This window comes from Pseudolactococcus piscium (assembly GCF_002441695.1).
In the GTDB taxonomy this organism is placed as follows: domain Bacteria; phylum Bacillota; class Bacilli; order Lactobacillales; family Streptococcaceae; genus Pseudolactococcus; species Pseudolactococcus piscium.
Genome location: NZ_JXJW01000011.1, coordinates 20,549 through 47,315, shown reverse-complemented (window position 1 = coordinate 47,315; position 26,767 = coordinate 20,549). Strand labels below are relative to the sequence as shown.

The window sequence follows — 26,767 nt, the reverse complement described above, 5'->3', positions numbered from 1 at the left end:
AAAATTCTGCTATAATTTAGCTAATGCCAGTTGATAGCTGGTTTAATCAAAATTAGATACTACTTAATTTAATCGGATAAAGGAGTTTAAGATTTATGACAGTCAACATCGCATTACTTGGATTTGGGACAGTAGCCAGTGGTATTCCATTTTTATTAAAAGAAAATGGTCAAAAAATCAGCTCAGCTGCCTGTACGGATATCAGTATTTCAAAAGTTTTAGTTAGAGATGAAGCTGAAAAACAAGCCTTATTGGCACAGGGCCATGACTACAACTTTGTGACGGATATCACCGCTATCTTGACGGATCCATCTGTTCATATTGTCGTTGAACTCATGGGACGTATTGAGCCAGCTAAAACCTTTATCTCTCAAGCGCTTGAGGCTAAAAAACATGTTGTGACAGCAAATAAAGATTTGCTTGCCATGCATGGCTCAGAGTTATTAGACATAGCCGCAGCTAATCAAGTGGCACTCTACTACGAAGCAGCAGTAGCAGGTGGTATTCCTATCTTGAGAACACTAGCAAGTGCTTATACGTCTGATAAAATTACAAAAGTGCTTGGTGTTGTCAATGGCACAAGTAATTTCATGATGACGAAGATGGTAGATGAAGGTTGGACTTATGATCAGGCATTAGCAGAAGCAAGCCGTCTAGGCTATGCTGAATCGGATCCGACCAACGATGTTGACGGGATTGATGCTGCTTATAAGATGGTGATTCTGAGTCAATTTGCTTTTGGTATGACCATTAAGTTTGATGATGTCCGCCATGAAGGGATTCGCAATATCACACCAGCTGATGTTAAGTTAGCACAGAAATTGGGCTTTGTGATTAAATTAGTTGGTGAAATCGTTGAGCGTGAGTCTGGTATCTATGCAGAAGTCGTGCCAACCTTCCTGCCTAAAACGCACCAATTAGCAACAGTTAATGGTGTCATGAACGCTGTCTTTGTTGAATCTATCGGTATTGGTGAGGCTATGTTCTATGGACCTGGTGCTGGTCAAAAGCCAACAGCTGCCTCTGTCGTTGCTGATATTATTCAACTTGCTATGAGTGTTGCAGAAGGCTATTCAGCGCCACCATTTAATACTTTTTCGCGTGAAACAATCTATGCTAAAAAAGAAGACTTGTTAGATAAGTATTATTTTGCCATTGAAACTGAGGATAAATCTGGTCAACTTTTACGACTTGCAGAACTTTTCCATGCAGAAAATGTCTCATTTGAACAAGTTTTCCAAGATAAAATTAGTGATCATGTTGCAACGATTGCCATCATTTCACATCAAATGGACTTGAATCAATTTGATAATTTGGTAGCTAAAATCTCATCACTTGATGGATTTACACTACGTAATACGATTAAAGTAATCTAAAGGGTAAGATATATGACTTTGATAATTTCAGTGCCAGCGACATCAGCCAATCTTGGGCCAGGGTTTGATTCGGTTGGTCTTGCAGTATCGCTTTACCTAAATATAGAGGTGCTTGAGCCATCAAGTAACTGGGAGATAGAGCATCGTCTAGGGAAGAAATTGCCTAGCGATGAGCGAAATCTCTTAATCAAGACGGCCTTGAAAGTTTGTCCAGATCTACTCCCTCATCGGCTAAAGATGACCAGCAATATTCCCTTAGCAAGAGGACTTGGGTCATCAAGTTCAGTCATTGTGGCTGGGATAGAGTTGGCCAACCAACTTGGACATCTGGATTTAACAGCTGACACGAAGTTAGCCATCGCGACAAAAATAGAAGGTCATCCAGATAATGTGGCGCCGGCTATTTTTGGTGGTCTTGTTATTGCCCAAAGCTTTGCTGGTAAGACGAGCTATGTGGCGGCTAAAATGCCTCCCACCGGCTTACTTGCCTTCATCCCTAAATATGAGCTAAAAACAAGAGATTCTCGCCGTGTCTTACCAAGTGAGTTTGCTTATAAGGAAGCAGTAGCAGCAAGTGCTATATCAAATGTTGCCATCGCCGCGCTCTTAACAGGAGATTTAAAGTTGGCTGGTCAACTGATGGCAGCAGATAGGTTTCATGAACCTTATCGTAGTCCACTAGTCCCGGAGTTTAAAAAAATCCGTCAACTGGCCGAAGAGCTCGGTGCTTATACAACCTATCTATCAGGGGCAGGACCTACTGTCATGGTTTTAGCAACACCAGACGTGATTAAAAAAATAAAAGCAAGTCTCTTATCAGAAAAATTAGCTGGTCGACTAGTTGTGTTAAAAGTCGATACAAGAGGTATACAAGTTAAAAACTAAGGGAACGATTTGTTCACCTTAGTTTTTTAAACTTTAAGTAAAGGAAAAATATGAAAAAAGGATTATTATTAGCAGTGGGATCCTATGTTTCTTGGGGATTTCTATCTTTATTTTGGAAATTATTAGGAGATGTTGATTCTTATGATGTTTTTTCTTATAGGATTCTATCGACCATGCTGACGATGGTGGTCTATTTTTTTGTCTTTGGTAAAGTTGGTAAATTAAAGACAGAAGTGATGCAACTTGTTGTCAATAAAAAAGAACTTGTTAGTATGGTAGCAGCAAGTTTTCTCATCTCAATCAACTGGATTGTTTATATCTATGCTATCGCGCACCATCAAGCTACCGCAGCTAGTCTTGGGTATTATATTAATCCTTTGTTTTCTGTACTACTAGCTGTTGTATTATTAAAAGAAACGCTTGATAACTATACAAAAATCTCCTTATTCTTAGCAGTGAGTGGCGTGGTCATCCTTGCAGTGCAAGGAGGCCACCTGCCAATTATATCCATCATCTTACCTTTATCCTTTGGGACATATGGTTTTATCAAGAAAAATGTTATGCTATCAAGTGATGTTGCCATGCTCGTCGAAACGCTTGTGATCACGCCTTTTATTCTGATCTACCTCTTCTTTTTTGCCAAACATAACTTGCTAGACTATAGTACAAGTCAACTAGGCCTGCTATTAATATCAGGGATCATTACGGCAATTCCTTTATTGCTGTTTTCAGAAGCCTTGAAAAGGGCACCACTGAATGTCGTTGGTTTTGTGCAGTATCTCAATCCGACGATTCAGTTAGCGATTGCTATCTTTCTCTTTCATGAACCCTTTAAATTCGAAAATTTATATGGATTCCTTGCCATCTGGTTGGCCATCATCGTCTTTATCATCGGTCAGATTATAGTGATCAAAAAAACCAGAAATATGATAAAATAGAAGTGATTACAGATGATACAATCAGCTTAAAAAGGTGTGTAATATCCAGCTTTTTATGTTATTGATTAAAAAATATTGTGAAATGAGTTCAAATGTTAACTAAACTAGAGATAAATGAAAAATTACCTGATATTGAGATAAAATATGATGAGAAACTTGCCAACTATACCTATACAAAAGTGGGTGGGTCTGCTGATTTTCTAGCCTTTCCAACTGACAAAACACAGTTACAAGCAATCGTAAGGCTTGCAAATGCGACACTGACTCCTTTTATCGTGCTTGGTAATGCCAGTAATCTCATCGTTCGAGATGGTGGGATACGTGGGCTTGTCATCTTACTTGAGAAAATGGATGCTGTCCGAGCAAATGGCTATGTCATCGAAGCACAAGCTGGTGCTAACTTAATCAAGACAACCCAATTAGCCTTAGCTAATTCTTTGACTGGCTTTGAATTTGCCTGTGGGATTCCAGGATCTATCGGCGGTGCAGTCTTTATGAATGCTGGTGCTTACGGTGGTGAAGTGGCTAATATCTTGTCTAGTGTCCAGGTCATGGATCATACAGGAGAATTTTCGGTCATCAGTGCAGAAGACTTGCAGTTTGGTTATCGTAAATCTCTTTTACAGAGCGAGCATTACATCGCGATCTCTGCCAAGTTCTCCCTATCAGCTGGCGATCATCAGCTGATAAAAGCTGAGATGGATCGCTTGACCCATCTACGTGAGTTAAAACAGCCATTGGACTACCCAAGTTGTGGATCAGTCTTTAAGCGACCTGTCGGCTATTTTGCTGGCCAATTAATCCAGGATGCCAACTTGCAGGGACATCAAATCGGTGGCGTACAAGTGTCTAAAAAACATGCTGGCTTTATGATTAATTTAGGATATGGCACAGCAAAAGATTACGAAGCCTTGATTGCTGATGTGATTAAGCAAGTTGAACAAGCCTCTGGTGTGAGATTAGAGCCAGAAGTTAGAATATTAGGAGAAGAGACGCGTGACGCATAAACCGATCATTAAATTTGAAAATGTGTCAAAGTCCTTTGATGATAATGGGGAGTTAATCCTAAAAGATATCAACTTTGAACTTGAAAGCGGCAAGTTTTATACCCTACTCGGTGCTTCAGGGTCTGGGAAATCAACGATTCTAAATATCATCGCTGGGTTGACTGATGCGACTAGTGGGGATATCTACCTTGATGGTGAGCGAATAAATGATGTGCCGATTAATAAACGCGATGTCCATACAGTCTTTCAAAACTATGCACTTTTACCACATAAAAACGTCTTTGATAATATCGCCTTTCCACTCAAAATACGCAAGATCGATAAGCATGAAATCGAAAAGCGTGTCATGGAAGCACTAAAACTAGTTCGGCTAACAGGATTTGAACATCGACGGATTCAAAAATTATCCGGTGGTCAAAAACAGCGGGTGGCCATTGCAAGAGCCATCATCAACCAACCTAAGGTTGTCCTACTAGACGAACCTTTAAGTGCCCTTGACTTAAAACTGCGAACTGAAATGCAATATGAACTGCGTGCCCTACAGCAAAAACTAGGGATTACTTTTATATTTGTTACGCATGATCAAGAAGAGGCCCTTGCGATGAGTGACTGGATTTTCATTATTAATGAAGGTGAAATCATCCAATCTGGTACACCAGTCGATATCTATGATGAACCGATTAACCGCTTTGTCGCGACCTTTATCGGGGAGTCAAATATCGTTAAAGGCATCATGCTGAGTGACTATCTTGTCGAGTTTAATGGCAAAAAGTTTGAAGCCGTCGATGGTGGTATGCGACAAAATGAAGCCGTTGATGTTGTCATACGTCCTGAAGATTTGCGCCTAACGTTACCAGATGAAGGTAAGCTACTTGTTCGCGTTAAAACCCAGCTATTTCGTGGGGTGCATTATGAAATCATCGCTACGGACGACTTAGGGCAAGAGTGGATGATCCACTCGACACGTCAAGCCATTGTTGGCGAAGTCATTGGACTTGACTTTGATCCAGAAGATATTCATATCATGCGTCTGAATGAGACGGAAGAAGATTTTGATGCGCGGATTGAAGAATATGTAGAAGAAGAAACGATTGAGGCTGGCCTCATCAATGCAATAGAAGAGGAGATGGTAGTCGATGGTACAAAAGACTAGTAACAACCCATATCAAACATGACTAAGAAAGTTTATTTATCCGCTTTACCTTACTGTCTCTGGCTCTTTTTATTTGTTTTAGCGCCAATCGCTTTGTTGGTTTATAAATCATTTTTTGATATTCATAATCAACTGACGCTAGCAAATTATGCAACCTATTTTACTAGCTGGACGTATTTGAAGATGTCACTTAATTCAGTGATTTATGCGACGATCATCTCATTTGTGACACTGGTCGTTAGTTATCCAGCAGCTTACTTTTTAACAAAACTCAAACATAAGCAACTCTGGTTGATGCTGATTATCTTGCCGACTTGGATTAATCTCTTACTAAAAGCCTATGCCTTCATCGGTATTTTTGGTAAATCAGGTGCGGTTAATCAATTTTTATCCTTCTTTGGTATCGGTAGCCAACAATTACTATTTACAGATTTTGCCTTCATCTTTGTTGCCTCATATATTGAGATACCTTTTATGATTTTACCCATTTTTAATGCCATAGATGATATCGATCAGAATCTGGTTAAAGCAGGCTATGATTTGGGCGCAACACGGTTTCAAAATTTCACCCAGATTATTTTTCCACTGTCTATGAATGGGGTTAGATCGGGTGTACAGGCTGTCTTTATTCCTAGTCTAAGCTTATTCATGTTGACGCGACTCATCGGGGGTAATCGTGTGATTACGCTTGGTACTGCCATAGAAGAACATTTCCTAGTCACACAAAATTGGGGAATGGGTGCAACAATCGGCATGGTGTTGATTGTGACGATGTTTATCGTCATGTTCTTGACTCGCAAGAGGGGGGATAAATCATGAAACGACAGTTTAAATTTGAAAAGGTCTATCTGATTTTTGTCTTTGCCTTACTCTATCTGCCAATCTTTTATTTGATTTTCTATGCCTTTAACAAGAATGGTAACATGAACGCCTTTACTGGCTTCACCTTAACCTATTTTAAGGCCTTATTTGCTGACAGTCGGTTGATTTTGATCGTCGTGCAAACCTTCTTCCTTGCCTTTTTGTCAGCCTTATTAGCGACAATTATCGGGACTTTTGGCACGATTTATATCCACCAGACCAAGGCAAGACGTCAAAATACCTTATTAGCTTTAAATAGCGTGTTATTAGTTTCACCAGATGTTATGATCGGGGCTAGTTTCCTGATCTTGATGACATCAGTGGGCTTTAAACTGGGGTTTGCATCGGTCTTGCTAGCGCATATTGCTTTTTCTATTCCTATCGTTGTGTTGATGGTTTTACCTAGACTTCAAGAAATGGATCAGGACATGGTAAATGCGGCTTATGACTTAGGGGCTAGCCAGCGCCAAACGCTGAGCGAAGTGATTTTACCCTTTTTGACACCAGGTGTCATCGCTGGTTTTTTTATGGCTTTTACCTACTCCTTGGATGATTTTGCGGTTACTTTTTTCGTAACAGGTAATGGCTTTTCTACTTTATCAGTCGAAATCTACTCAAGAGCACGTCATGGCATCTCGTTAGAGATCAATGCACTATCAGCTCTCGTGTTTATGCTTTCAATTTTGCTTGTAATCGGGTATTATATGATTATGAGGAGTTCAGATGAAAAATAATTTTACTAGAAAAATAATCCTGATTACGGTTATGATCCTCGCTTTCGGTGGCCTACTTGCTTTTTTTAGTCAATCAGGTAAAGGTCTAGGTAAAGATCCGATTCCAAAACTGACTTGGCAAGCCAATACCCATGTCTATGACAAGGCTAAGATGCTAAGTGAGTCGACTAAAAGCAGCTTAAACCAGTCCCTAGGTGAGTTAGATGATCGTAAAACGACACAATTTATTGTGTTGACGGTCGACTCTCTGGGCGGCCAATCGATCGAAACCTATGCTAACACTGTATTTAGTAAAACAGGCATTGGTGACAAGGCAAGTGATAATGGCCTACTGATGCTGATTGCTAAAGATGAAAAAAAGGTCTGGGTTGAAGTTGGACAAGGCCTTGAAGGTGACCTCAACGATGGTAAAGTAGGTCGTATCCTAGATGATAATTTTGTTCCCTATCGTAGTAAAGGGGATTATGATACGGCTGTCTTGAAAACGACTGCCGCCCTTACGGGTGTCTTGACAGGCACCACACCGGCGGTAGATACACCAGCTCATAATGAAACCAATGATGCACCAGAACGCCAAAAACGCGCCAGCAGCAACCCAATCGGTGGCCTGATCTTATTTGGTCTCATTATCGCTGTGGTCCTGGGCCTCATCGTCACTGGCCATGGGGATATCTTACTCTGGATCTTGATGTTGTTCTTCAATAATCGTGGCGGCGGTTCAGGTGGTGGTTACGGCGGCGGCTCAGGCGGCTTCGGTGGTGGCTCATCAGGTGGCGGCGGTTTTGGCGGCGGGTCATCATCAGGTGGTGGTGCCGGTCGATAGTCATCTTGCATTGCTTTAAAGCAAGTAGTTTTAAAGCGACTTTATAAATAGAAAAGAGAAAATAATGGAATTTATCAAGAAGAATAGTATTGTTGTCGGTATCATCGGTGTATTGGTTGTGATCATCATTGCCTTTTTCTCAATCGGCAACGGGATTGTTAAAGAACAAAACAGTGTTGATTCAGCATTTGCGGATATCGATACACAACTCCAACGTCGTAATGATTTAATACCAAACTTAGTATCAACTGTCAAAGGCTATGCGGCACATGAAGAAAAGATTTTCACAGCAATTTCAACTGCCCAAAGTGCTATGACAAAAGCAGAAACAGTCACTGACAAAGCAGCTGCTAATGATCAAGTATCTTCAGCGCTTAATGGCTTATTACGTCTCCAAGTTAGCTATCCTGATATCAAAGCAGACAAACAATTTACACAGTTAGCTGATGAATTGGCTGGTACAGAAAACCGGATTGCTGTTGCACGGACACGTTATAATGATGTCGTTAAAACTTATAATAATAAAGTAACCTTATTCCCAACATCTATCGTCGCAGGCATGCGTGGTGCCACTAAAAAAGAGTTCTTCAAAGCCAGTGAGTCTGCTAAAAATACACCTTCTGTTGACTTCGGTAATGACAAGAAATAAATGAAGAGATTAGTCTACTTTATCAGTGGTATCATCGCCATCATTGCCCTGTTAGGCGGCTTGTCCGTGAAACTTTCAGCAGATAAAGGTAGCTCGGGTATCAATAATCAATTGACCATCTATAACTGGGGAGATTACATAGACGACGCACTATTGCGTCAGTTTGAAAAAGAGACAGGCTACAAGGTCAACTATGTGACATTTGACTCAAACGAAGCCATGTATACCAAAGTCAAACAGGGTGGGACAACCTATGATATCGCCATTCCCAGCGAGTATATGATCGATAAGATGAAATCCGAGAAACTTCTATATCCACTGGACTACAGTAAAATAAAAGGGCTGAAAAATATTGACCCTAAATTCTTAGATCAGCCATTTGACCGGGACAACAAGTATTCGGTCCCATATTTCTGGGGAACACTAGGGATTGTTTATAACGATAAGCTGGTCAAAACGCCACCAGCGCATTGGAAAGACCTGTGGTCATCAGACTACAAGGATAATCTGATGCTAATCGACGGGGCGCGTGAAATAATTGGCATGGGCCTAAATGAACAGGGCAGTAGTCTAAATAGTAAGGATATGGGTCAGCTGAATCAGGCTTATGATCGCCTCAAGGACTTGACACCAAACATTAAGGCAGTCGTTGCTGATGAAATCAAGCAGTACATGATTAATAATGAGGCAGCAGCTGCGGTTACTTTTTCTGGAGAAGCCTCTGAGATGGTCAGCCAAAACAAGGACTTGCACTATGTGGTGCCCAGTGAAGGCTCAAATCTGTGGTTTGATAATATCGTCATTCCAAAAACAGCTAAAAACTTCACGGCTGCCTATGCTTTTATCAATTTTATGCTAAATCCTAAGCATGCCGCTCAAAATGCTGAGTATGTCGGCTATGCAACACCAAATGCAGCAGCTAAAAAATTACTACCAAAAGAGATTCTGGATGATAAGGCATTTTATCCGAGTGATCAAGCGATGAAAAATTTGGAAGTCTATAAAAATTTAGGACCAGAATACTTAGGTATTTATAATGACTTATTTTTATCGATTAAGATGTATCGGAAATAACGTTTTTTATTCTGTTATCTGGAACAAGGCAAAATTTAATTTTAAAAAGGCTCTTTGTCAAATCGTTTAGGAAATAGCTAAAGGCTCTTTGTCAAATCGTTTAGGAAATAGCTAAAGGCTATAAGCAAGTACTTCGGTGCTTGCTTTTTCTATTGTCCAAATAAGGTCAATTATTACAGTTAGTCTCATAGGCAAAATAGTTCAGTTTCGAAAATATTTTGAATGACAATTTTATCAAATGTTTATTTTTCATAAAATGTAATCAAATCATTGACAAGCTGTAATTCCTTAGGTATACTTAAGGAAAACACTAAAGTGAAAAAGATAGTTTATTTCACTTTATGACCTGTAATTAAATCATACCTATAGTTGACGAAGATACGCATATAGTAATGACAAAAACATCACAAATTGATAGATTAGGATCCCTAAAATTAAATCAGTTCTAATTAAACAAAAACTATGAGTAGGCACTTTTTAGCATTAACTAAAGATTAAGTCACAAGGTATGTGTCAAGTTCAAGTTTTGTTTTTTTAGTAGCAACTAATCTACAGTAAAAGAAATATAAGGACAACTAATGCGTGATATGCTAAAGACAATCGTTAGAATTTATAAGTTAAACATACCCGATATATTTTATTGGTCACCTAGACTTACCCTACCAAGAATTATATCTTGTCACTTGAGATGGTTAGCCATCTTAATGCCATTTAAAGGAATCAAGAAATGGTTATTTAAATGTAGCCTTTTCTTTGAAAAAAAATGTTATCACAACGTGAAGTTACAGTTAAGGAAAGTATTATCCACCGAACTTTTTGATATTTCAGCCAACTATCAAAAGCGCTATGTTAAGAATCAAACAGTTTGGTATTCATGGTGGCAAGGAATGGATGAAGCACCAGGTGTAGTTAAAAAATGTATCAAACAAATGAAGCAACAGTTTCCTAAAGAGACAAAGTTTATTAATGTTGATCAATCTAATTTTAAAGACTATGTGTTACTTAGACCGGAAATTATCGCTTTGTTTGAATCCGGTAAGATGAGTCATGCTCACTTTTCTGATCAAATAAGAATTAATCTTTTAGCGACGTATGGTGGTATATGGGTCGATGCTACTTTATGGATAAATCAGCCGCTTACCCATGAGATATTTGACTATCCATTTCTATCATATCGGGCAACTAAAAGTCTACCTATTGCTAGTGATCATGGTTTATTACAAGGTGATTGGCAGTTATATTTTTTAGGTGGTACCAATATCTATTTTTATGAAGCTTTGAAATTACTGAATGATGCCTACTGGCAACGTTATACTAAGGTAATTCATTATTTGCAACTAGATAAATTAATTGATTTAACTCTCGAATTCCTGCCAGAGGTAAGCCATGAAATGGAAAAATTACCAGTTCATAAACATGATCCGGGAGATTTCTTGGCTGATGGCTACAAGTACCAGTTATCAGATGAAGCGACAGCCTCTATCATGTCTGAGGTTTATACTGATTTTGATTTAATCAAATTGTCATGGAAGTTTGGACCACCTAAAAATAAAGACAACCATTTGACTATTTATGAAAAAATAATAATTAAATAGGATTGAAAACTTATTTAGTTTAACTTTAACCGCAGAATAAGCAAACAGTGCGCTAATAAGATATGCTATAATAAGGCTATGACGAATTTTAATAAAAATGATATTTTTGAAGCAGAAGTAATAGATTTAACGCATGAGGGTGCAGGTGTTGTAAAAGTTGACGGCTATCCCTTTTTTGTAGAGAACGCACTGCCAGGTGAGAAAATCGAGATGCGCGTCCTTAAGACAAGTAAGAAATTTGGTTTTGGTAAGGTTGAGACTTATTTAAGCCAATCTGAGCATCGTGTCAGCGATATTGACCTGGATTATCTCAGAACTGGTATCGCTGATTTTGGTCATCTGGCCTACTCTGAGCAGTTGAAATTTAAGCGTAAACAAATCAGTGAATTATTACGTAAAACAGCTGGTAAAGTTGATTTTCCAGTACTTGAAACAGTACCTAGTCCGGAGACACTTGCCTATCGAAACAAAGCCAGTATTCCTGTCCGTGCCATTAATGGTGTTGTTGAAACAGGATTCTTCCGTAAACATACACATAGTTTAGTGCCGGTGGAAAGCTTTTATATCCAAAATCCTGAGATTGATACGATCGTCCTTGCGGTGCGTGATTTAATCAGAAAGTATAGCTTAAAAGCCTATAACGAAAGAGAAAATACTGGGTTTATCCGCAATATCGTTGTCCGTCGGGCACATGCTACTGGTGAACTCATGGTCATCTTTGTGACGAGAAAAGCAGCCTTTTTCAAGGTAGAGAATCTCTTAACTGAGTTGACAACGGCTTTCCCAGCCATCAAATCAGTCATGCAAAATGTCAATACATCGACTGGTAATGCGATTTTTGGCACTGACTGGAAAATCCTTTACGGACAAGACTACATTACAGATCAGATGTTAGGCCGTGACTATCAAATTTCAGCACCGTCATTTTATCAGGTCAATACAGCAGCAGCAGAAGTCTTATATCAAACAGCGATCTCTTTTGCTGACTTAAAAGCGGATGACGTCGTGATCGATGCCTATTCAGGAATCGGTACGATCGGTCTTTCCTTTGCGGATAAGGTCAAACACGTCTATGGCGTTGAGGTTGTCGAGGCAGCTGTTACAAATGCTAAGAAGAACGCAGCGCTAAATGACATCACAAACGTGACCTATGTGACTGCCAAGGCTGAGAAGGCCATGAGCGACTGGCTAGCACAAGGGATCACACCTAACGTCATCTTAGTCGATCCACCGCGTAAAGGCCTAGACGAGACCTTTATCGATGCAGCAGCAGCTGTAGGCGCACGTAGCATCGTCTATATCTCATGTAATGCCGCAACATTTGCACGAGATGTCGTCCGCTTTGAAGCCCTCGGTTATACATTAGACAAAGTACAACCTGTTGACTTGTTCCCGCAGACGCATCATGTAGAGTTGGTTGGGTTATTGACGAAAAGCTAAGAACTAGCGTTTAGGAAATGTGCGAACGATAGGCGAAGATAGAACGTGGTGCACTATGCCACTTTCTGTTTTTGCCTCGGGAGCCACTTTCCTGCAAGTTTGTGCTGATAAGTAAGAAGTAAGAAAAGGCTTAGAGTTTTTATAAATGAGAGATTTCAGATTTGGATTTGGGGTCTCTTTTTTTGTTGTTTTCAACTTTTAGACAATTCATTTTATTTTTTCTACTATTCACCTAATCATTGAAATTTACCAAGAAACCTGTCATAATAAGTATTAAATAAGAAGAGATGGAGCAAACATGACCTTACATATTGACCCTTTATTAGCAGAAGCTGGAAAAATAGCTGGCTTACAAGTGATTCAATCCAAGATGGTGACGGATGATCGTGGCACCGTGCGAGAACTTTACCGGGAGACGAGTTATACTGCTTTCTTACCTGATACTGTAACAGCATGGCGTCAAGTAAATCTAACACGGACTAAGCGTGGTGCGGTACGTGGTCTTCATGGTGAGGCCATGGCCAAATTAGTCACTGTGGCCCATGGGTCAGCCTTTGGTGTTTACGTGGATACTAGACCCGATAGTCCAACGATTGGTGCAGTGGTCACAGTCAACTTGACACCTGGTGTTCAAGTCTTTGTGCCACAAGGTGTCTGTAATGGTTTCCAAGCCCTTGATGACGATACTGAATATCTTTACTTTTTTGATAATGAGTGGCAGCCTGGTATGTCGGGTGTTGCTTTAACACCCCTCGATACTGCACTTGGTATTGATTGGCCTATCACCCTCGATCCAAGCAATTTAGATCAGGTATCTGAAAAAGATGCCAAGGCACCGACGCTTAAGGCAATACTTGATTTGCAAACTGAAGAAGCCTTATAAATAGGGAATCGGAGGCGCGTGATGGGTCTACCGTGATAGTTAAGTGCTATCGTTTATTGCCATTGGCACTATGACAAAATAAGGAAAGCAGTTAGTCTACGCTTTTTTAAAGCAGTTTGAGTAGTTATCATAACTTACTCAAGCTGTTTTTTTGATTTGGAAATAACGCAATGTATGCTATAGTAGTAACTAAAGGCTTAAGATAGCTAGGATTAGATATGAACAGCCTAATCGCTTATTTGGGCATAAATTGGTCGTAGGCGTAGGTGTTAGTTTGGATCTATCCCTACAGTATCAAAATAAAGATAGGGAGGTAGCGTCAGTAAATGAACCGTAAGCAAGAAAAAATAAACTATGCATATCAGACTTGGCTAGTTTTTGTACTTGTCACCTGTCTTGCTTTTTATTATTTTTTTACCATGTCATCTCCTGCCTATATTGGCATAAGTGTTACCAAAAATTCTGATCAATGGCAGATCAATAACCTACAACATGATGGTGCTGCAACTCAATCAGGTCTACTAGCAGGTGATAGCATCGTAAGGATAGATGGTAAGCTACCAGAAAATCAAACAAGCGTTAAAAAATGGCTGATTATTGAGCAAGCCAGGGAGGTGACGGTTGAGAGAGGTGGTCAAACAATCTCTTATACCTTCATTGAGAATCAGCTTAACTTACAGCGATACTTTGAATTCTTAATGCTTGTCATCGTCATGTTGATCTTTTTAGGATGGTACAGTCAAAGACAGATTATCAGTCGTAGAAGCAGTTATTTCTATTATTTTGTCGTTAGTGTGATAGTAACCTTACTCACCATCGTTCCGTCAAGTACTGGTAATACAGTCGCACGTTGTATTCTCATCCTGATGATGTCGTTTTTTCCGTTGTTCATCTGTGTCTTTTCTTATCGGACATATATCATAAAAGAACAATTAAACCGCAATAAAACTGCTTTGTTTTGCCTTGCTGTCTTACTTATCAATAGCATCCTTTTATTGGGTAATCTGATGTTTGATATGCCAATACAAGTTATTCAGTATTTAAATAGTGGCATATTTTATATGTTGTTTGTATCCTTATTGGTCATCAGTCTAGGCCATGTCCTAAAAAAAGATAACAAGAGTAGTGACGCTAATTTAGTCTTACTCAGCCTATTGAGTACACTGCCATTTCTCTTTTGTTATCTGTTACAGTTAGGTTGGGCAGCACCTTTTTCTGTCGTAATCCCTTTTTTGATTATACCTGTCATGGCACTTTTTCATCGATTGACGCTTGCAAAGAGTTTTATCTTTAGATATAGATTGCCTTATCAAGTTTTTTATCTGATCATAACAGCAAGTACTACCTTAGTTATCATCCTATTGATTTTATTAAGTCACTATGTACCCCTTTATATTGTGGGCATATATGGGTTTTTACTTACTTATGCCTTACTGTCCATCATCATCGAGATGATCTCTCTTATTCGACGTGATAAGCGCACAAGTGATGACTTATCAGCATTTCTAGTTGCAGAAGAGGAGCGAGAAAAAATTTCTCTCCATATTCATGACACCTTAATTCAAGATATCGTCTATTTCATTAGAAAATTAAAGGAAAAAGAAGCTGTCTCGGAAACAGACCCTGAAGCTATTGCCATACTAGAAGAGACGATTTATCTCTTGCGTGAACTTTGTACGGATGTCTATCCTTTAATGATTCAAGAATTAGGCTTGAAAAATGCCCTAGCTAATATGGCTAGCCAGCTACAAAAAAAATATCCGGTCTTAATTACCCTAAAAATAGAAGTGATAGACTTACAGTTGTCAGAAAAAGTGAGTAATTTTATCCTTAGATCTGTTAAAGAATTAATGACCAATAGTATACTACATGGTCAAGCAAGGGAAATCACCTTGTCAATTTCAGAAGCTAACCATGCTTATTGTTTCTCTATAACAGATGATGGTTGCTTTATTGTCAAAGAAAAGACGATCAGGACAGATAACCATTTTGGACTAGATAAGATAAAAGAAAAGTTGAAATTGTTAAACGGTACGCTAGCTATTGAGACTGCTAATGGGACATGTATACGGTTTACGATCCCAGAGATGAAGGAGACGAGTAAATGACGATAAAATTAGCTTTGATAGACGATCATCAGTTGGTGCTGCATGGTCTAGAAGAAAAATTACAATCAGTAGATCAATTCACAGTTGTCGGTAGCTATGATAATGTTGCAGGTTTAATCATGTGCTTAAAAAATAAGCAAATAGATGTCCTTATCATGGATTTAATGCTTAAAGAAATGCATGGCTTTGAGCTAATCAAGCAAATACGAGAAATGGGGCATACAGACTTAAAAATTATCCTGATTTCTGGATTTTATGAAGAGCTATTACATAAACGGGCACTGGAATTAGGGGTTAAAGCTTTTTTAAGAAAAGAAGTGAGTTATGATGAACTGATTAGCTGTATTATTAGTGTTGCAGCCGGCAATCATATTCTGCCAGAGTTTCTTGTAGCACATACAGAACATGCCTTATTATCTGATGTTGAACGTAAAGTGTTGTCATTACTAATCGCAGAATACACAAATGAAAAGATTGCCAACGCGCTGTTCATCAGTCGCAGAACAGTTGAGACGCATGTCTCAAATATCTGTCGAAAATTAGGCGTTAATTCTCGTATCGGAGCAGTTCGAGAGGGATTGAAATTAAAGCTTGTTTAAATAAATGCGCCTTTCCGCAAAATGACATTCGGTAAATACGGATGTCTTTTTTTATATAAAAATATAAGATTGGAATATGAGTCTATTTAATTTTAATGATGTATTTTACGATGGAGGTTTCAAGCATGCTAGTTGATAAGATTTTAGGAAACTATAATGAACGCTATTTTGGATTAGGGCATAAACAAACAACTTATTCAGAAATTTTTGATTTACATGAAGAAGCAGGTGACTTTATTGGCTACGTTGCCTTGCACCAGGATTCATGCTGGTCAAAGAAGAAAGATGTTGTTGTGACACCTCATTTGAGTAGCTTAGATGGTATTGTGTTAGCAGTGCTGATGGTTGAGAAGTATCTGGAGAAAATGGCACCATGGCTATCTCTAGATTCCTTGCTTGTTGAGAGTTTTGAAATAAAGGCTGGGGCGACACCAATTGAAGATTTAAATCGTATCCCAGTCAAGTTAAAAAAAATGTATCAGGATAAAGAAACTTATGCGGCTACGATTCATATCTTGAATATGAAAATTAATCTATCTCTAAGGCGATATGACTTAGACTTAGTTGCCCCTGAAACGGAGTCTGACATCAGCTATGTCGCAACCCATCTGAAGAGTATGACACATGATTTAACCAATATTGATTTACTATCGGAAAAGTATGCTAATTGTGATGTCGTAAGACAGTGTATTTCAAAACCTATCTATAGTGGTATTTCAAGTCGCTATAGTGCAAGTATTTCTATTTTCGAATGGTTGATTATTGTGTCTCAATTTGCTCAAGTGATGGCTTATAATTTTGATAAGATAACACGTTGTGACAGTGATACATTGTGGATGAGAACTATAAAAGCAGAAATAAAAGGCCTCTGCCTTACATTGAACCTACCTTGGTGATTGGTGAGATTGTAAAAAGTACCAGTTTAAAAAGAGGAGAGGATGAATGGCGTATTTTAGAAATGCAAGGTGGGACGATAGATGAGGATGTTATTTTTAGTGGTAATATCGCGCATAAAATCCCGACACATCTAGGAGGCATATCATAATGGCTGCAAAAGAAATCCGTTTGGTTATATCAGGTACCTATTCAACCGGAAAAACAACAACGACAACTGCATTATCGATTGCGACTGGCATACCATTGATAAATGCACAATCTGCTAGAGAAATATTGACTGGCTTATATCCTGGTCGTCGATTTGAGGATATGAATGCCACTGAATTATTGGCACTTGGTCTGAAAAGATTGGAAGAACGTATCCGAGAAGAAACCGTTCTTTACAAGGATTATGGTAGCTTTATCTCAGATGGGTCTGTACTTAATGAATGGATTTACGGTACGGTTCGCATGAAGGTAGGAATCAACCCAGGTTCTAAATTTTTTCATAGAGTATCAAAGGCTATTTTAGGCATTCCTGCTAAACCATTCTTTAGAACCTACTTAAATGCCTATGGGCAAGTTGCTAATTTACATGCAAGACAATGGTACACTGATGCAGTTCATCTACCGATTGAATTTGAGATGTCTGCTGATGGGCATAGACCAGTTTCTGAAAAGTATAGAAGGCTATCTGACAGTGCATTGCATGATGCCTTTACAACTATTGGATTGCCACCTGTCCGTGCTAGTGGTAGCCAGTTGGATAGATTAGAGACGATTATTAAGGCATATGACTTACCGCTAGTTATGCCCCTTCCGGAAGCGCTTAGGTTGGCAGAATTAAAAATTAATAAAAGTAGAGAGGCTGTCTCCCAAAAAATAATTGAACAATATCAAGAACCAACACTAAAAGAAAAAATAAAAATTATATCAAACTATTAGGAGGTTATGATGATCAGTTTTAAAAATATTAGTAAGTTATATCAGATTGGTGACCAAGAGGTAACAGCGCTAAAAAATGTGAGTTTTGAGATTGAACAGGGGGAATTCACAGTTATTTTAGGGCCATCTGGCTCTGGTAAAAGTACGGCCTTAAATATTTTAGGCGGTATAGACAAAGCAACGAGTGGTACATTTCTATTTGATGGTGCAGAAATTAATGCCTTAAGTGATGCAAAACTGTCAGATTATAGACGAGATATCGTTGGGTTTGTTTTTCAATTTTATAATCTTATCCCCAGTTTGACAGCACTAGAAAATGTTGGGATTGCGGCTCAGTTGACAGGTAATCAAGCGCTCGCGGCCCCCTTTTTAGAAAGTGTTGGCTTGTCCCATCGGAAAAATAACTTTCCAGCACAATTATCTGGCGGGGAAATGCAACGTGTGTCGATTGCTAGAGCATTAGCTAAGAAGCCAAAATTACTTTTATGTGATGAGCCAACGGGTGCATTGGATTCTGTAACGGGGCTAAAGATTATAGAGATGTTACGTACGGCATCTGAAAGTAGTGATACTGCGGTAGTCATGGTTACACACAATGCAGCATTTGCTAAATTGGCACATAAAGTCATTCGCCTTCATGATGGAGAGGTAGCGACTATTGAAAAAAATAGTAGTCCAGCTGCTTTATCGGAGGTAAGCATATAGTGGCATTCTTAAACCTAAAACTGAGAAGAGATTTTCGAAAGAATTGGACCCAATTTTTCTCAGTATTTTTGATGGCTTTTTTAAGCATTCTCATTTTTGTCGGCCTACAAGGTGCTTGGCATGGTCTTGAAGTTAGTTTAGATACCTACATTAAAGACTCAAGTCTTGCTGACTCATGGGTGATGAGTACTGGTTTTTCTAAACAAGATATAGACGAGATTAAGACCATAAATGGCGTTAAACAAACTGGTGAAACGACGCGAATTCAAGTTAAAGCTGATACGAAAAACGGTCGTGAAAAACAGTTATTTTTAGAAACTTTTCAGTCAAAATTAACACAGCCACATCTTGTAAAAGGTGAGAAACTACAAGATGATAAATCCGGACTATGGTTAAATCTTAACTATGCCAAGGCAAATAAGCTTAAGGTTGGTGATCGGATGACTATCACCAGTCAAGGGAGATCAGTCTCACTAAAAGTGCTTGGCCTTGTTCAATCTGCTGATCGGATTTACTTTACAGGTACTGAAGAATTTATTTCACCTAACGATGCTGATTATGGCTATGGATATATCTCATCTGCTACTTTAAGACATGAACTGGGCTATCAGGGTGACACAAATGTGTTAGAGATTAAAGGACAACCATTAAAAATACGTGACAAACTAGTCACAATACTAGGTAAACGGTTGGTGGCTTATAACGATCGTCATACCTTAGTGGACGTCTCTGATGCCCTTGACCGAGTAGGACAGATTAGAAACCTATCTTATCTATTTTCTTTCATCTTTATCCTGCTCGCAATTTTAGCCATGTATACTACGATTCGCAGGTTGATCGAGACACAAGAAAAAGAGATCGCGATTTTGAAAGCACTAGGTATTTCTAGCTGGAAAATTGGCTGGCATTATACGAGTTTTGGTTTACTAGTTGGTAGTGCGGGTGCAATTCTAGGCCTTGCCATATCGCCAGTCATGTCTTGGTTCGTCTTAGGGACACAAAAAGACATGTTTGCCGTACCATCGTGGACGATTGCTTACTCGATGAGTTCAGTAGTTGTCATCTTACTCGTCTTATCAATTTGTATTTTAGCATCATACCTAGCAAGTCGTGATGCTATACAAGGTTTACCTGCCGAGTTCCTGAGAGGGAATAAGCAAAAAGTTGGCCGTCAAGTTATCTTAGAACGCTTTAGGTTACTTTGGCAAGCACTACGTTTTGAACACCGCTGGGCGATTAGAGATGCGCTGTCTAATAAAGTCAGGATGTTTATGGGGATCATCGGTGTCGCATTTGGGATGATGCTACTTATCGCAGGTATTGGTATGCCACAATCAATCAATCATTTAGTAGACAAGGCCTACCATGAAGATTTTAGCTATGATACCAGACTTCATATTGCAAATTATGACGCTGTCAAAGCTAACTATCCCAAAGGCCAATGGGTTGAGATTAAGCAAGCAAAATTCACGCCAGATGATGGCTATAATCGTCTCTTAATTGTGATCAGTGATGGAGATTACGTCAATATGAAAACCGAGTCTGGTGATCCAGTCAAGTCTGATGGTATTTATGTGACAAAAGGATTTGCCAAACGTGCTAAGTTAACTGTTGGTCAAGAGTTGGAGGTGACACCTTACTTGGATGGTAAATCCTATCGCTTTAAAATTAAAGGTATTATCACAAGTGAGACCAATCAAGGCGCTTATATCAAACAAGCCTTGTTTGAAAAAGAAAAAGGTAAGTTTTCGCCTAGTACGTTATTAATCAGAGATAGGGATTATGCTGACAACCTTAAAAATGATAAACAGGTCATTTCGCGGATTAAGATGCGAGATCAAGAAAAAAATGCAAATGATTTTGTTGCTAGTTTGATGTCGATCTTTCTAATGATTGTAGGCTTTGCCATTCTTTTAGTTGTTGTTGTGCTTTACAATTTAGGCTCGCTAAATTTTGTTGAACGAACGAGAGATTATGCAACGCTTAGTGTGCTTGGCTTTAAGAAAAATGAATTACGTCGGATTACAATGCTTGAAAATATTGGGACGACAGCGATTGGCTGGTTGTTAGGCCTCCCACTTGGCTTTTGGTTCTTAACTGCCTATGTAAACACGTTTAGTACTATCAAGCTAGAGTATACATCCTATGTGACCTGGCATAATATCTTGCTCTCAACAGTCATTGTTGTACTGTGCTCTATGAGTACAACTGTCTTTATCAGTAGTAGGATCAAGCATTTAGATAGGGTTCAGGCACTTAAGGGTGTTGAATAATCCGTGTAATCAAGACTGAATGATTGACTTATTCATGTCAGTAAAAGTGGTATAATACATCATATAGGATTTAGCAGGTATCGCGTTAAACCTTAAAATTGATGGATTAGATGAGGCTTAGTGATGATTTATTGTATGGTGTGTGGTAGTAAACTTGACACCCGATATTTGGAAAATGAAGGGGACATACCCTATTGTCCTGATTGTGCAAGCTTTCGGTTTCCGATTTTTAATACGGCAGTTAGCATGATTGTGCTCAATAAACAGTTAGATAAGGTGCTCCTGATCCAACAGTATCAGCAACAAGCCTATATTTTAGTTGCGGGTTATATTAATAAGGGTGAAAATGCAGAAGCAGCGGTCAGTCGAGAAATTGCTGAAGAAGTCGGTCTCTCAGTCTCACAGATTCAAGCCAATCACTCTGAATACTATGCGCCCTCCAATACACTCATGCTAAATTATATTTGTGTCGCGTCACAAGAATCTGTTACCTTGACTGATGAAGTTGATGCCGCAAAATGGTTCCCACTAGCAGAAGCCAGACAAGTAATCAAAGCCAATAGTCTAGCAAAACGATTTCTGGAATCATTTTTAGATAAACACGAATTGGCTGATGAGCAAGGGAAAGGTGGCAGCAAATGAGGATAGGGTTCGCTCTCGCAAGTTCTTTAGCAGCTAAAGAGGACATGCTCTATGCGCTAATTCAAGACGTATCAAGTCAATATGGGCATACGGTGATCTTATTAGATCGGCAAGGTGATAACTTAGACTATATAGATGTCGCAATCTCTTGTGGTACGGCACTTTATCGTGAAGAGGTAGACTTTATTTTAACGGGCTGTAGTTCAGGTCTAGGCATGCAACTTGCTTGCAATTATGTGCCAGGCATTATCTGTGGGTATGGGACAAGTGAAATCGAGGCGACTTTATTTGCCAGAATTAATCAGGGCAATGCCTTTTCCTATCCCTTTGCCTTAAACTGGGGCTGGGCATCTGAGGAAGTCTACCGTTCAGTCTTACACGCCCTGTTTAAAGGTCTAACACAAGCGCCTTATCCTCAGGCAGAAGCAGAAAGAAAGCAACAAGCAACTGATAAATTAAAGCGGTTAAAAAAGACGTCACAGCTTGCTTTTGAGGATTTCATTAAAACCTATAAGGGATAAGCAGACAAATAGGTAATTCATCGACACCGTATAGGTCAATGCTCGTAGGCTAAGATAAAAAAGCACATGATTTGTTAAGGATTCCTTACAGATCATGTGTTTTTTACGACTCTTTTTTATCAGGACTAGTTTTATAGTTATAAAGATAGAAATTGTTATTTAAATAAAAAGATAGTATAATTAGAGTGTATTGTACTGTGAACAACTCAATTTAACCAAATAAAAATAACCAGAGGAGACATGCATGATCTTTAAAAATGTCAATTTAGCCAGAGAAGAAGCAAGTAAATGGATTTCATTTTTTAAGAAGACATATCCATATTCTCAAGATGTGATCGGGTTAAGGATGATTTGGCCTTGCCTAACAGTTAATCAAGAAAAAACGATATTTATCAAAACAAAATTTATCAATCACGATACGCCATATGACATAGAATTATTTTATTTTTGGCATGGCTACTTATTCCTCTTAAAGATGAAACAGGTCTGGGGAGAGGAAGACTTGGAGGGTTGGGAGTTTAGCCTATTAATCCCTTATCCAGGTGCATCTTACCAAGCAGGTATTCATCTGCCTAAAAAATTGATAAAAGATGAAGTAAAAATCTTTCAGGACTTAAAAACAGCGATGGTCGTTTACGGACAATATGGGGGTAATATGGTGAATCCACCCATTCCTGGTATCAAGATTCATGTGGAAGGAAAGGTTTATTAGGTTTCATGATGCAAAATTGAGGAAATCAAGCATCAGTTATCAGCTAAATTATCAGCAAAAGGCAAAGTAATTCACCTAAATAGCCAGATTCCTTGTCCCTAGTCATTTAATTCTGTTATAATAGATAAGGTGTGATGGTAGAAGGCCTTTAAATAAGGCTATTTGTTCTAGCCATGACAGGTAGCGCTTAACAAAAGTATCAAAATCGAGAAAAGAGGCAAAATAAGTGAATCAAGTGAATCAAACAGCTAAAGAAAAAATGTTAGAGATTATTAAGGCAAAACAAGGTGGTGGTCGTTCACCACAGCAAACACCTACGAAAAATGATCGTAAACATATGAGAAAAGGACCAAAGATTTTTAATAAATAAAATTAAAACACGTCTAAAATTAAGTTTTAGGGGTTTCTCTTTTATAGACTTAGACTAGACTGATTTTATCAGTAGATTGGAGAAAATATGACACATACAGGCCCATTTAAAGGTGTTTTAGGTAGTGACGCATTTCCAGCACAGGCTGATCGTTATCGCTTTATCTGGAGTGAACTATGCCCATGGAGCCATCGTGTTGCCATCGTTAGGCAGTTACTTGGCTTAGAGACTGTGATCAGTGAAGGTAAACTTAATCCTGTCATCACAGAAAAAGGCTGGCAGTTTTCACTAGATGAAGGGGATCAGGATCCGATTCTCGGCACAACCTATATGATGGACAGTTACTTGAAAACTGATCCTGATTATGCAGGGCGGGCAACTATTCCAGTCATCATCGACTTAACAACAGAAAAAATCGTCAATAATGAATCTCATGACCTGATGAGACAGTTGGAGATGAACTTTACTGGGCTCACTAAGCCTGATGCACCTGAGCTTTATCCAGCACATCTGCGGGTTGAGATAGATGAAATCAATGCCATCATTTTAGAGGAAGTCATCGGTGCCATTTATCAGATGGGTGCTACTAAGTCACAAGATGACTATGCCAAACAGTATGACATCTTATTTAATCGGTTAGACCAGTTAGATGCGCATTTTGCTGATCACGACTTCTTAGTTGGTGAGCAACTGACAGAAGCTGATATCAGACTTTACGTTTCGCTAGTCCGATTTGATGTGGCCTATTACAGTATGTATCATGCTGATCGCAACCAACTAAGCGAATTCCCAAATCTTTGGCCCTATGCCAAATCGCTTTACAAGATACCAGCCTTTCGTGAGACGACGAACTTTGAAGCAATCAAAAAAGGTTTTTGGCTAAACAACCAGGCTGAAAATCCACGTCAGATCGTCCCATTAGGACCTGATACCAGTATTTGGCAAGCATAGATTAGTGATTTTTAAATGGATAAGTATCGCAAAAAAAAGAAATAATAGCCAAAAAACTCAAACGGTTGTGATGTGAACACCAGACCCCTATAAGAACTAAAAAGATTAATAAAAGAGTATCTTTTGGATATTTTGAACAAGATAATTGACCTAATTTTTGAGAAAAAGACAAATAAAAAAGGTAAATTTCTGACGAAATTACCTAAGTGTATTTTAGGGGGGCTGAAATGACCCCCCTTTTCTCTTTGAGAAAATTCCCCAAAAAGTTGCTGAAAGGTAGACTGAAATAGGTATTCCTGTTTTAGTTTTCCAATCTTTACATCAAACGCTAAATAAAGCACACGATATTTGTTTAAAGCACATTTTTTAAAAAGATTAGGCTATTTATTTAAAATATTCATGACCGTGAAAATAACTCCTAGAGCAACTAAAATATATGTCCAGTAAAAATTAGGTATAAAGAAAAATGAGCTAATATTATTAAAAGTGAATTGGTTTCCCTTTTCATCATGAAAAATTTTCACTCCTTCATCTCTAAGGAATAAAAACCATAGTAACCAATTTATTCCAGCAGTAGAAGTGGTAAATATTAAGCCCCATACAATGTTTTGTACGAAAGTCAGCTCACTCGCTTTAGCAACACCTACTGCATCCATGTATAGAGTGCTAGGTACAATACCTACTGCAAATGCAATTATAACAAAAATTCCCCATCGTTTCCAAATTATCATTTTCTCTCCTTTATTAAATTGATTCTATATTTTATTTTACACTTTTAAACACCGATATACAAGGTCAAATCTAAATCTAAATATAAAGTTTAGTTTTACAGCACCTTAACCACTAAAATTATTTGGTGGTTAAGGTGCGCCCTTATTAAAAATAAAATTAACCAAAAGCCCTCAGATTTTCATTTACGGCTTTTGAATTTTGTTTCTAGGTAAATATACTAAAATACATTTAAAATTGCAAAAAAGGGCCTAAAAATCGTTTTTAGGGCCATTTTATGCCACTCTTTAGCGATTTTTTGGCACATTTAGGTTTTTTATTACAAAATGCTTTCTCAATCAAAAAAAGCTAATGGCGCACTTATACGCACCGTTTTTTTTTGCGAAAATTTGGTGTGTAAGTGCTTAAAAAATATCAAATCACTAACTCAATTTGATATTTTTTCGTCAAGCGTGTTTGTTAAAAGCATGTCCTAACTGGTTTTAAAACTCGCTTGTCTAACTCGCTTGATTGATAGCTTTCAGGTATATTTAATACCTTTCTAAAATCATATAAATCAATTTTCCAAAAGCCGGTCTTACGATATTGCTTTAAAAACCGGAAAACAGATTTAGAGTAGACTGATTTTAAGGTTGCAAACTCTTTAGATAGCGGTAATGCTCGAAATATATTTTCGTCCTCATGCAAATAAACAAGTTGAGCAATCTTTGAGACAACGTTTTTCATTGTATGATGCCAACGCTGTGGCTGGAGTTTTATCAAATTTAACGTACTCACGTAAATCTTAGGTATCAAAAGTTAATGTTTTACATCCCGCATCACGAACTTGTGTCAATATCGCAAATAAGAAGTTCATTTCTTCTGCAGTCCACTAGACTATAGACAGACTTTCTTTTGCCCTTTATAAGGCACTCTATAACAAGTCACATCATTGCGTTAGAGATTGCGTTAAAATTTTTTTGTGCAGTATTAAGCGTCTCAGTATTCTTTCATGATGTCTGTATTAATCATCCGTTTGTCAACTGCACGCCCTTTTTCCCTAAGTCGGCTTAAATTACTATCGTAGTTAGCGGAAAATACGATGGCATAAAGCACATCCAAAAGGTAGATGATGGAGATATTACTAGTGAAGTTGCCAATTTTAGAATACAGTTTTTCCCTAGTCGTAATGGGTAGAAAGCAAGTACATGCTCTAGATAATGTGTTGTCACCGATACTCGTGATGGCAAGTGTCGGCACATTATTTTTTTTTAGGATATTGTTTACTGCAAGTAAACTTTTATTTTCACCGGTATAAGAAATAAAAATGGCACAATCTTTAGGGGTTAGCGTATAGGCTTCATATCTCTCTTCACCTTTGATATCAGAATGTAGCACTTGTTTGCCGATCCTATTCATTTTTAATGCAAAATCTTTCGAGATAAGTAGGTTTGCATTTTGAGAAAAAATGCGAATGGTAGTCGACTCGACTAGCATTTTTTTGATAGCAGCCAAATTTTGATGCTCAAGTAGTGAGTAGATATCAGATATAGCGGATTGTTCAAGGCTTGCCATTTTTTTGGTAATGGTCATGATCGAATCCGTCTTATTAAAAGGCAGATTGGCATCTGTTTTTGTGAAATGTCTTCTCAAATATGCCCATTCTTCTAAGTAAGCTTTTTTTAAGTCCTTCCAACCACGAAAATTCAGTTTCTTGGCCAGTCTAACAATCGTCGACGGTTGGGTAAAGGTTTGCTTTGCTAATGCTTGAATGGTGAGATCAGCTATTTTTTCTGGATAATTCAGCAAAAAATCGACAGTGACCTGTTCAGCTGAAGAGAAGTTCCCTGTTTGGAGTTGTTCTTTGATTAACATATGCTACGTCCTTTTTACGTTATTATACTACATTTTGAAAAAAAAAAAGTAACATCAAGTTGAT

General features: G+C 38.4%; 27 protein-coding genes. 25 read left to right on the top strand and 2 right to left on the bottom strand.

The features are described from left to right. The first annotated feature begins 95 nt into the window (after positions 1 to 95). From RU86_RS06400 to RU86_RS06290, 25 genes are all read left to right on the top strand, one after another. Positions 96 to 1,376 carry a homoserine dehydrogenase gene (locus RU86_RS06400; protein WP_096814591.1) on the top strand — a complete coding sequence of 427 codons (1,281 nt, stop codon included), beginning with the start codon at positions 96 to 98 and terminating at the stop codon, positions 1,374 to 1,376. A gap of 18 nt (positions 1,377 to 1,394) precedes the next feature. Continuing rightward, positions 1,395 to 2,261, top strand: coding sequence for a homoserine kinase (gene thrB, locus RU86_RS06395; protein ID WP_096814622.1), 867 nt, complete (start codon positions 1,395 to 1,397; stop codon positions 2,259 to 2,261). 50 nt (positions 2,262 to 2,311) lie between these two features. Beyond that, a complete protein-coding gene (gene rarD / locus RU86_RS06390) occupies positions 2,312 to 3,199 on the top strand; it encodes an EamA family transporter RarD (RefSeq protein WP_096814590.1) in 888 nt (295 codons plus the stop codon). 92 nt (positions 3,200 to 3,291) lie between these two features. Beyond that, positions 3,292 to 4,206, top strand: coding sequence for a UDP-N-acetylmuramate dehydrogenase (murB, locus tag RU86_RS06385; RefSeq protein WP_096814589.1), 915 nt, complete (start codon positions 3,292 to 3,294; stop codon positions 4,204 to 4,206). Continuing rightward, on the top strand, positions 4,196 to 5,359 hold the full coding sequence (locus tag RU86_RS06380; protein WP_096814588.1) for an ABC transporter ATP-binding protein: 1,164 nt from the start codon (positions 4,196 to 4,198) through the stop codon (positions 5,357 to 5,359). The genes murB and RU86_RS06380 overlap by 11 nt, the downstream gene beginning before the upstream one ends. An 18-nt stretch (positions 5,360 to 5,377) precedes the next feature. Beyond that, a complete protein-coding gene (locus RU86_RS06375) occupies positions 5,378 to 6,178 on the top strand; it encodes an ABC transporter permease (RefSeq protein ID WP_096814587.1) in 801 nt (266 codons plus the stop codon). After that, positions 6,175 to 6,954 carry an ABC transporter permease gene (locus RU86_RS06370; protein ID WP_096814586.1) on the top strand — a complete coding sequence of 260 codons (780 nt, stop codon included), beginning with the start codon at positions 6,175 to 6,177 and terminating at the stop codon, positions 6,952 to 6,954. Before RU86_RS06375 ends, RU86_RS06370 begins: the two co-directional genes overlap by 4 nt. After that, on the top strand, positions 6,944 to 7,777 hold the full coding sequence (locus tag RU86_RS06365; RefSeq protein ID WP_096814585.1) for a TPM domain-containing protein: 834 nt from the start codon (positions 6,944 to 6,946) through the stop codon (positions 7,775 to 7,777). Before RU86_RS06370 ends, RU86_RS06365 begins: the two co-directional genes overlap by 11 nt. A gap of 64 nt (positions 7,778 to 7,841) precedes the next feature. After that, positions 7,842 to 8,426 (top strand): LemA family protein, encoded by a 585-nt coding sequence (locus RU86_RS06360; RefSeq protein ID WP_179296230.1) that lies wholly within the window; start codon positions 7,842 to 7,844, stop codon positions 8,424 to 8,426. Then, positions 8,427 to 9,500, top strand: coding sequence for an ABC transporter substrate-binding protein (locus RU86_RS06355; protein WP_096814584.1), 1,074 nt, complete (start codon positions 8,427 to 8,429; stop codon positions 9,498 to 9,500). 704 nt (positions 9,501 to 10,204) lie between these two features. Continuing rightward, positions 10,205 to 11,095 carry a capsular polysaccharide synthesis protein gene (locus tag RU86_RS06350; RefSeq protein ID WP_179296229.1) on the top strand — a complete coding sequence of 297 codons (891 nt, stop codon included), beginning with the start codon at positions 10,205 to 10,207 and terminating at the stop codon, positions 11,093 to 11,095. A 78-nt stretch (positions 11,096 to 11,173) separates the two neighbouring features. After that, positions 11,174 to 12,535: a 23S rRNA (uracil(1939)-C(5))-methyltransferase RlmD gene (rlmD, locus tag RU86_RS06345; protein ID WP_096814582.1), complete on the top strand. Its 1,362-nt coding sequence runs from the start codon at positions 11,174 to 11,176 to the stop codon at positions 12,533 to 12,535. A gap of 298 nt (positions 12,536 to 12,833) precedes the next feature. Further along, positions 12,834 to 13,418 carry a dTDP-4-dehydrorhamnose 3,5-epimerase family protein gene (locus RU86_RS06340; RefSeq protein ID WP_096814581.1) on the top strand — a complete coding sequence of 195 codons (585 nt, stop codon included), beginning with the start codon at positions 12,834 to 12,836 and terminating at the stop codon, positions 13,416 to 13,418. 326 nt (positions 13,419 to 13,744) lie between these two features. Continuing rightward, entirely contained in the window at positions 13,745 to 15,526 is a 1,782-nt protein-coding gene (locus tag RU86_RS06335; protein WP_096814580.1) for an ATP-binding protein, read from the top strand. Further along, positions 15,523 to 16,125: a response regulator transcription factor gene (locus RU86_RS06330; RefSeq protein WP_096814579.1), complete on the top strand. Its 603-nt coding sequence runs from the start codon at positions 15,523 to 15,525 to the stop codon at positions 16,123 to 16,125. Before RU86_RS06335 ends, RU86_RS06330 begins: the two co-directional genes overlap by 4 nt. Positions 16,126 to 16,250: 125 nt before the next feature. After that, positions 16,251 to 17,021 (top strand): AvrD family protein, encoded by a 771-nt coding sequence (locus RU86_RS06325; RefSeq protein ID WP_179296228.1) that lies wholly within the window; start codon positions 16,251 to 16,253, stop codon positions 17,019 to 17,021. Then, positions 17,018 to 17,170 carry a hypothetical protein gene (locus RU86_RS12060; RefSeq protein WP_179296227.1) on the top strand — a complete coding sequence of 51 codons (153 nt, stop codon included), beginning with the start codon at positions 17,018 to 17,020 and terminating at the stop codon, positions 17,168 to 17,170. Before RU86_RS06325 ends, RU86_RS12060 begins: the two co-directional genes overlap by 4 nt. Then, the gene (locus RU86_RS06320; RefSeq protein ID WP_096814577.1) at positions 17,170 to 17,946 is read left to right on the top strand and encodes an AAA family ATPase; all 777 of its coding nucleotides are present in this window, start codon (positions 17,170 to 17,172) and stop codon (positions 17,944 to 17,946) included. Before RU86_RS12060 ends, RU86_RS06320 begins: the two co-directional genes overlap by 1 nt. Before the next feature lie 9 nt (positions 17,947 to 17,955). Then, a complete protein-coding gene (locus RU86_RS06315) occupies positions 17,956 to 18,651 on the top strand; it encodes an ABC transporter ATP-binding protein (protein WP_096814576.1) in 696 nt (231 codons plus the stop codon). Beyond that, complete coding sequence (locus RU86_RS06310; RefSeq protein ID WP_096814575.1) at positions 18,651 to 20,924, top strand: ABC transporter permease; 2,274 nt, start codon at positions 18,651 to 18,653, stop codon at positions 20,922 to 20,924. Before RU86_RS06315 ends, RU86_RS06310 begins: the two co-directional genes overlap by 1 nt. Positions 20,925 to 21,047: 123 nt before the next feature. Continuing rightward, positions 21,048 to 21,566, top strand: coding sequence for an NUDIX domain-containing protein (locus tag RU86_RS06305; protein ID WP_096814574.1), 519 nt, complete (start codon positions 21,048 to 21,050; stop codon positions 21,564 to 21,566). Continuing rightward, a complete protein-coding gene (locus RU86_RS06300) occupies positions 21,563 to 22,087 on the top strand; it encodes an RpiB/LacA/LacB family sugar-phosphate isomerase (RefSeq protein ID WP_096814573.1) in 525 nt (174 codons plus the stop codon). Before RU86_RS06305 ends, RU86_RS06300 begins: the two co-directional genes overlap by 4 nt. Positions 22,088 to 22,331: 244 nt before the next feature. Continuing rightward, complete coding sequence (locus RU86_RS06295) at positions 22,332 to 22,799, top strand: hypothetical protein (protein WP_096814572.1); 468 nt, start codon at positions 22,332 to 22,334, stop codon at positions 22,797 to 22,799. A gap of 226 nt (positions 22,800 to 23,025) precedes the next feature. Next, entirely contained in the window at positions 23,026 to 23,169 is a 144-nt protein-coding gene (locus tag RU86_RS12055; protein ID WP_179296226.1) for a hypothetical protein, read from the top strand. 87 nt (positions 23,170 to 23,256) lie between these two features. After that, on the top strand, positions 23,257 to 24,120 hold the full coding sequence (locus RU86_RS06290) for a glutathione S-transferase C-terminal domain-containing protein (RefSeq protein WP_096814571.1): 864 nt from the start codon (positions 23,257 to 23,259) through the stop codon (positions 24,118 to 24,120). A gap of 380 nt (positions 24,121 to 24,500) precedes the next feature. On the opposite strand, the gene RU86_RS06285 is transcribed toward RU86_RS06290, so the two are convergent. Next, positions 24,501 to 24,851, bottom strand: a complete 351-nt coding sequence (locus RU86_RS06285; RefSeq protein WP_096814570.1) for a hypothetical protein — start codon at positions 24,849 to 24,851, stop codon at positions 24,501 to 24,503. A gap of 976 nt (positions 24,852 to 25,827) precedes the next feature. Further along, a complete protein-coding gene (locus RU86_RS06275; RefSeq protein ID WP_096814568.1) occupies positions 25,828 to 26,703 on the bottom strand; it encodes a MurR/RpiR family transcriptional regulator in 876 nt (291 codons plus the stop codon). Positions 26,704 to 26,767: the final 64 nt, after the last annotated feature.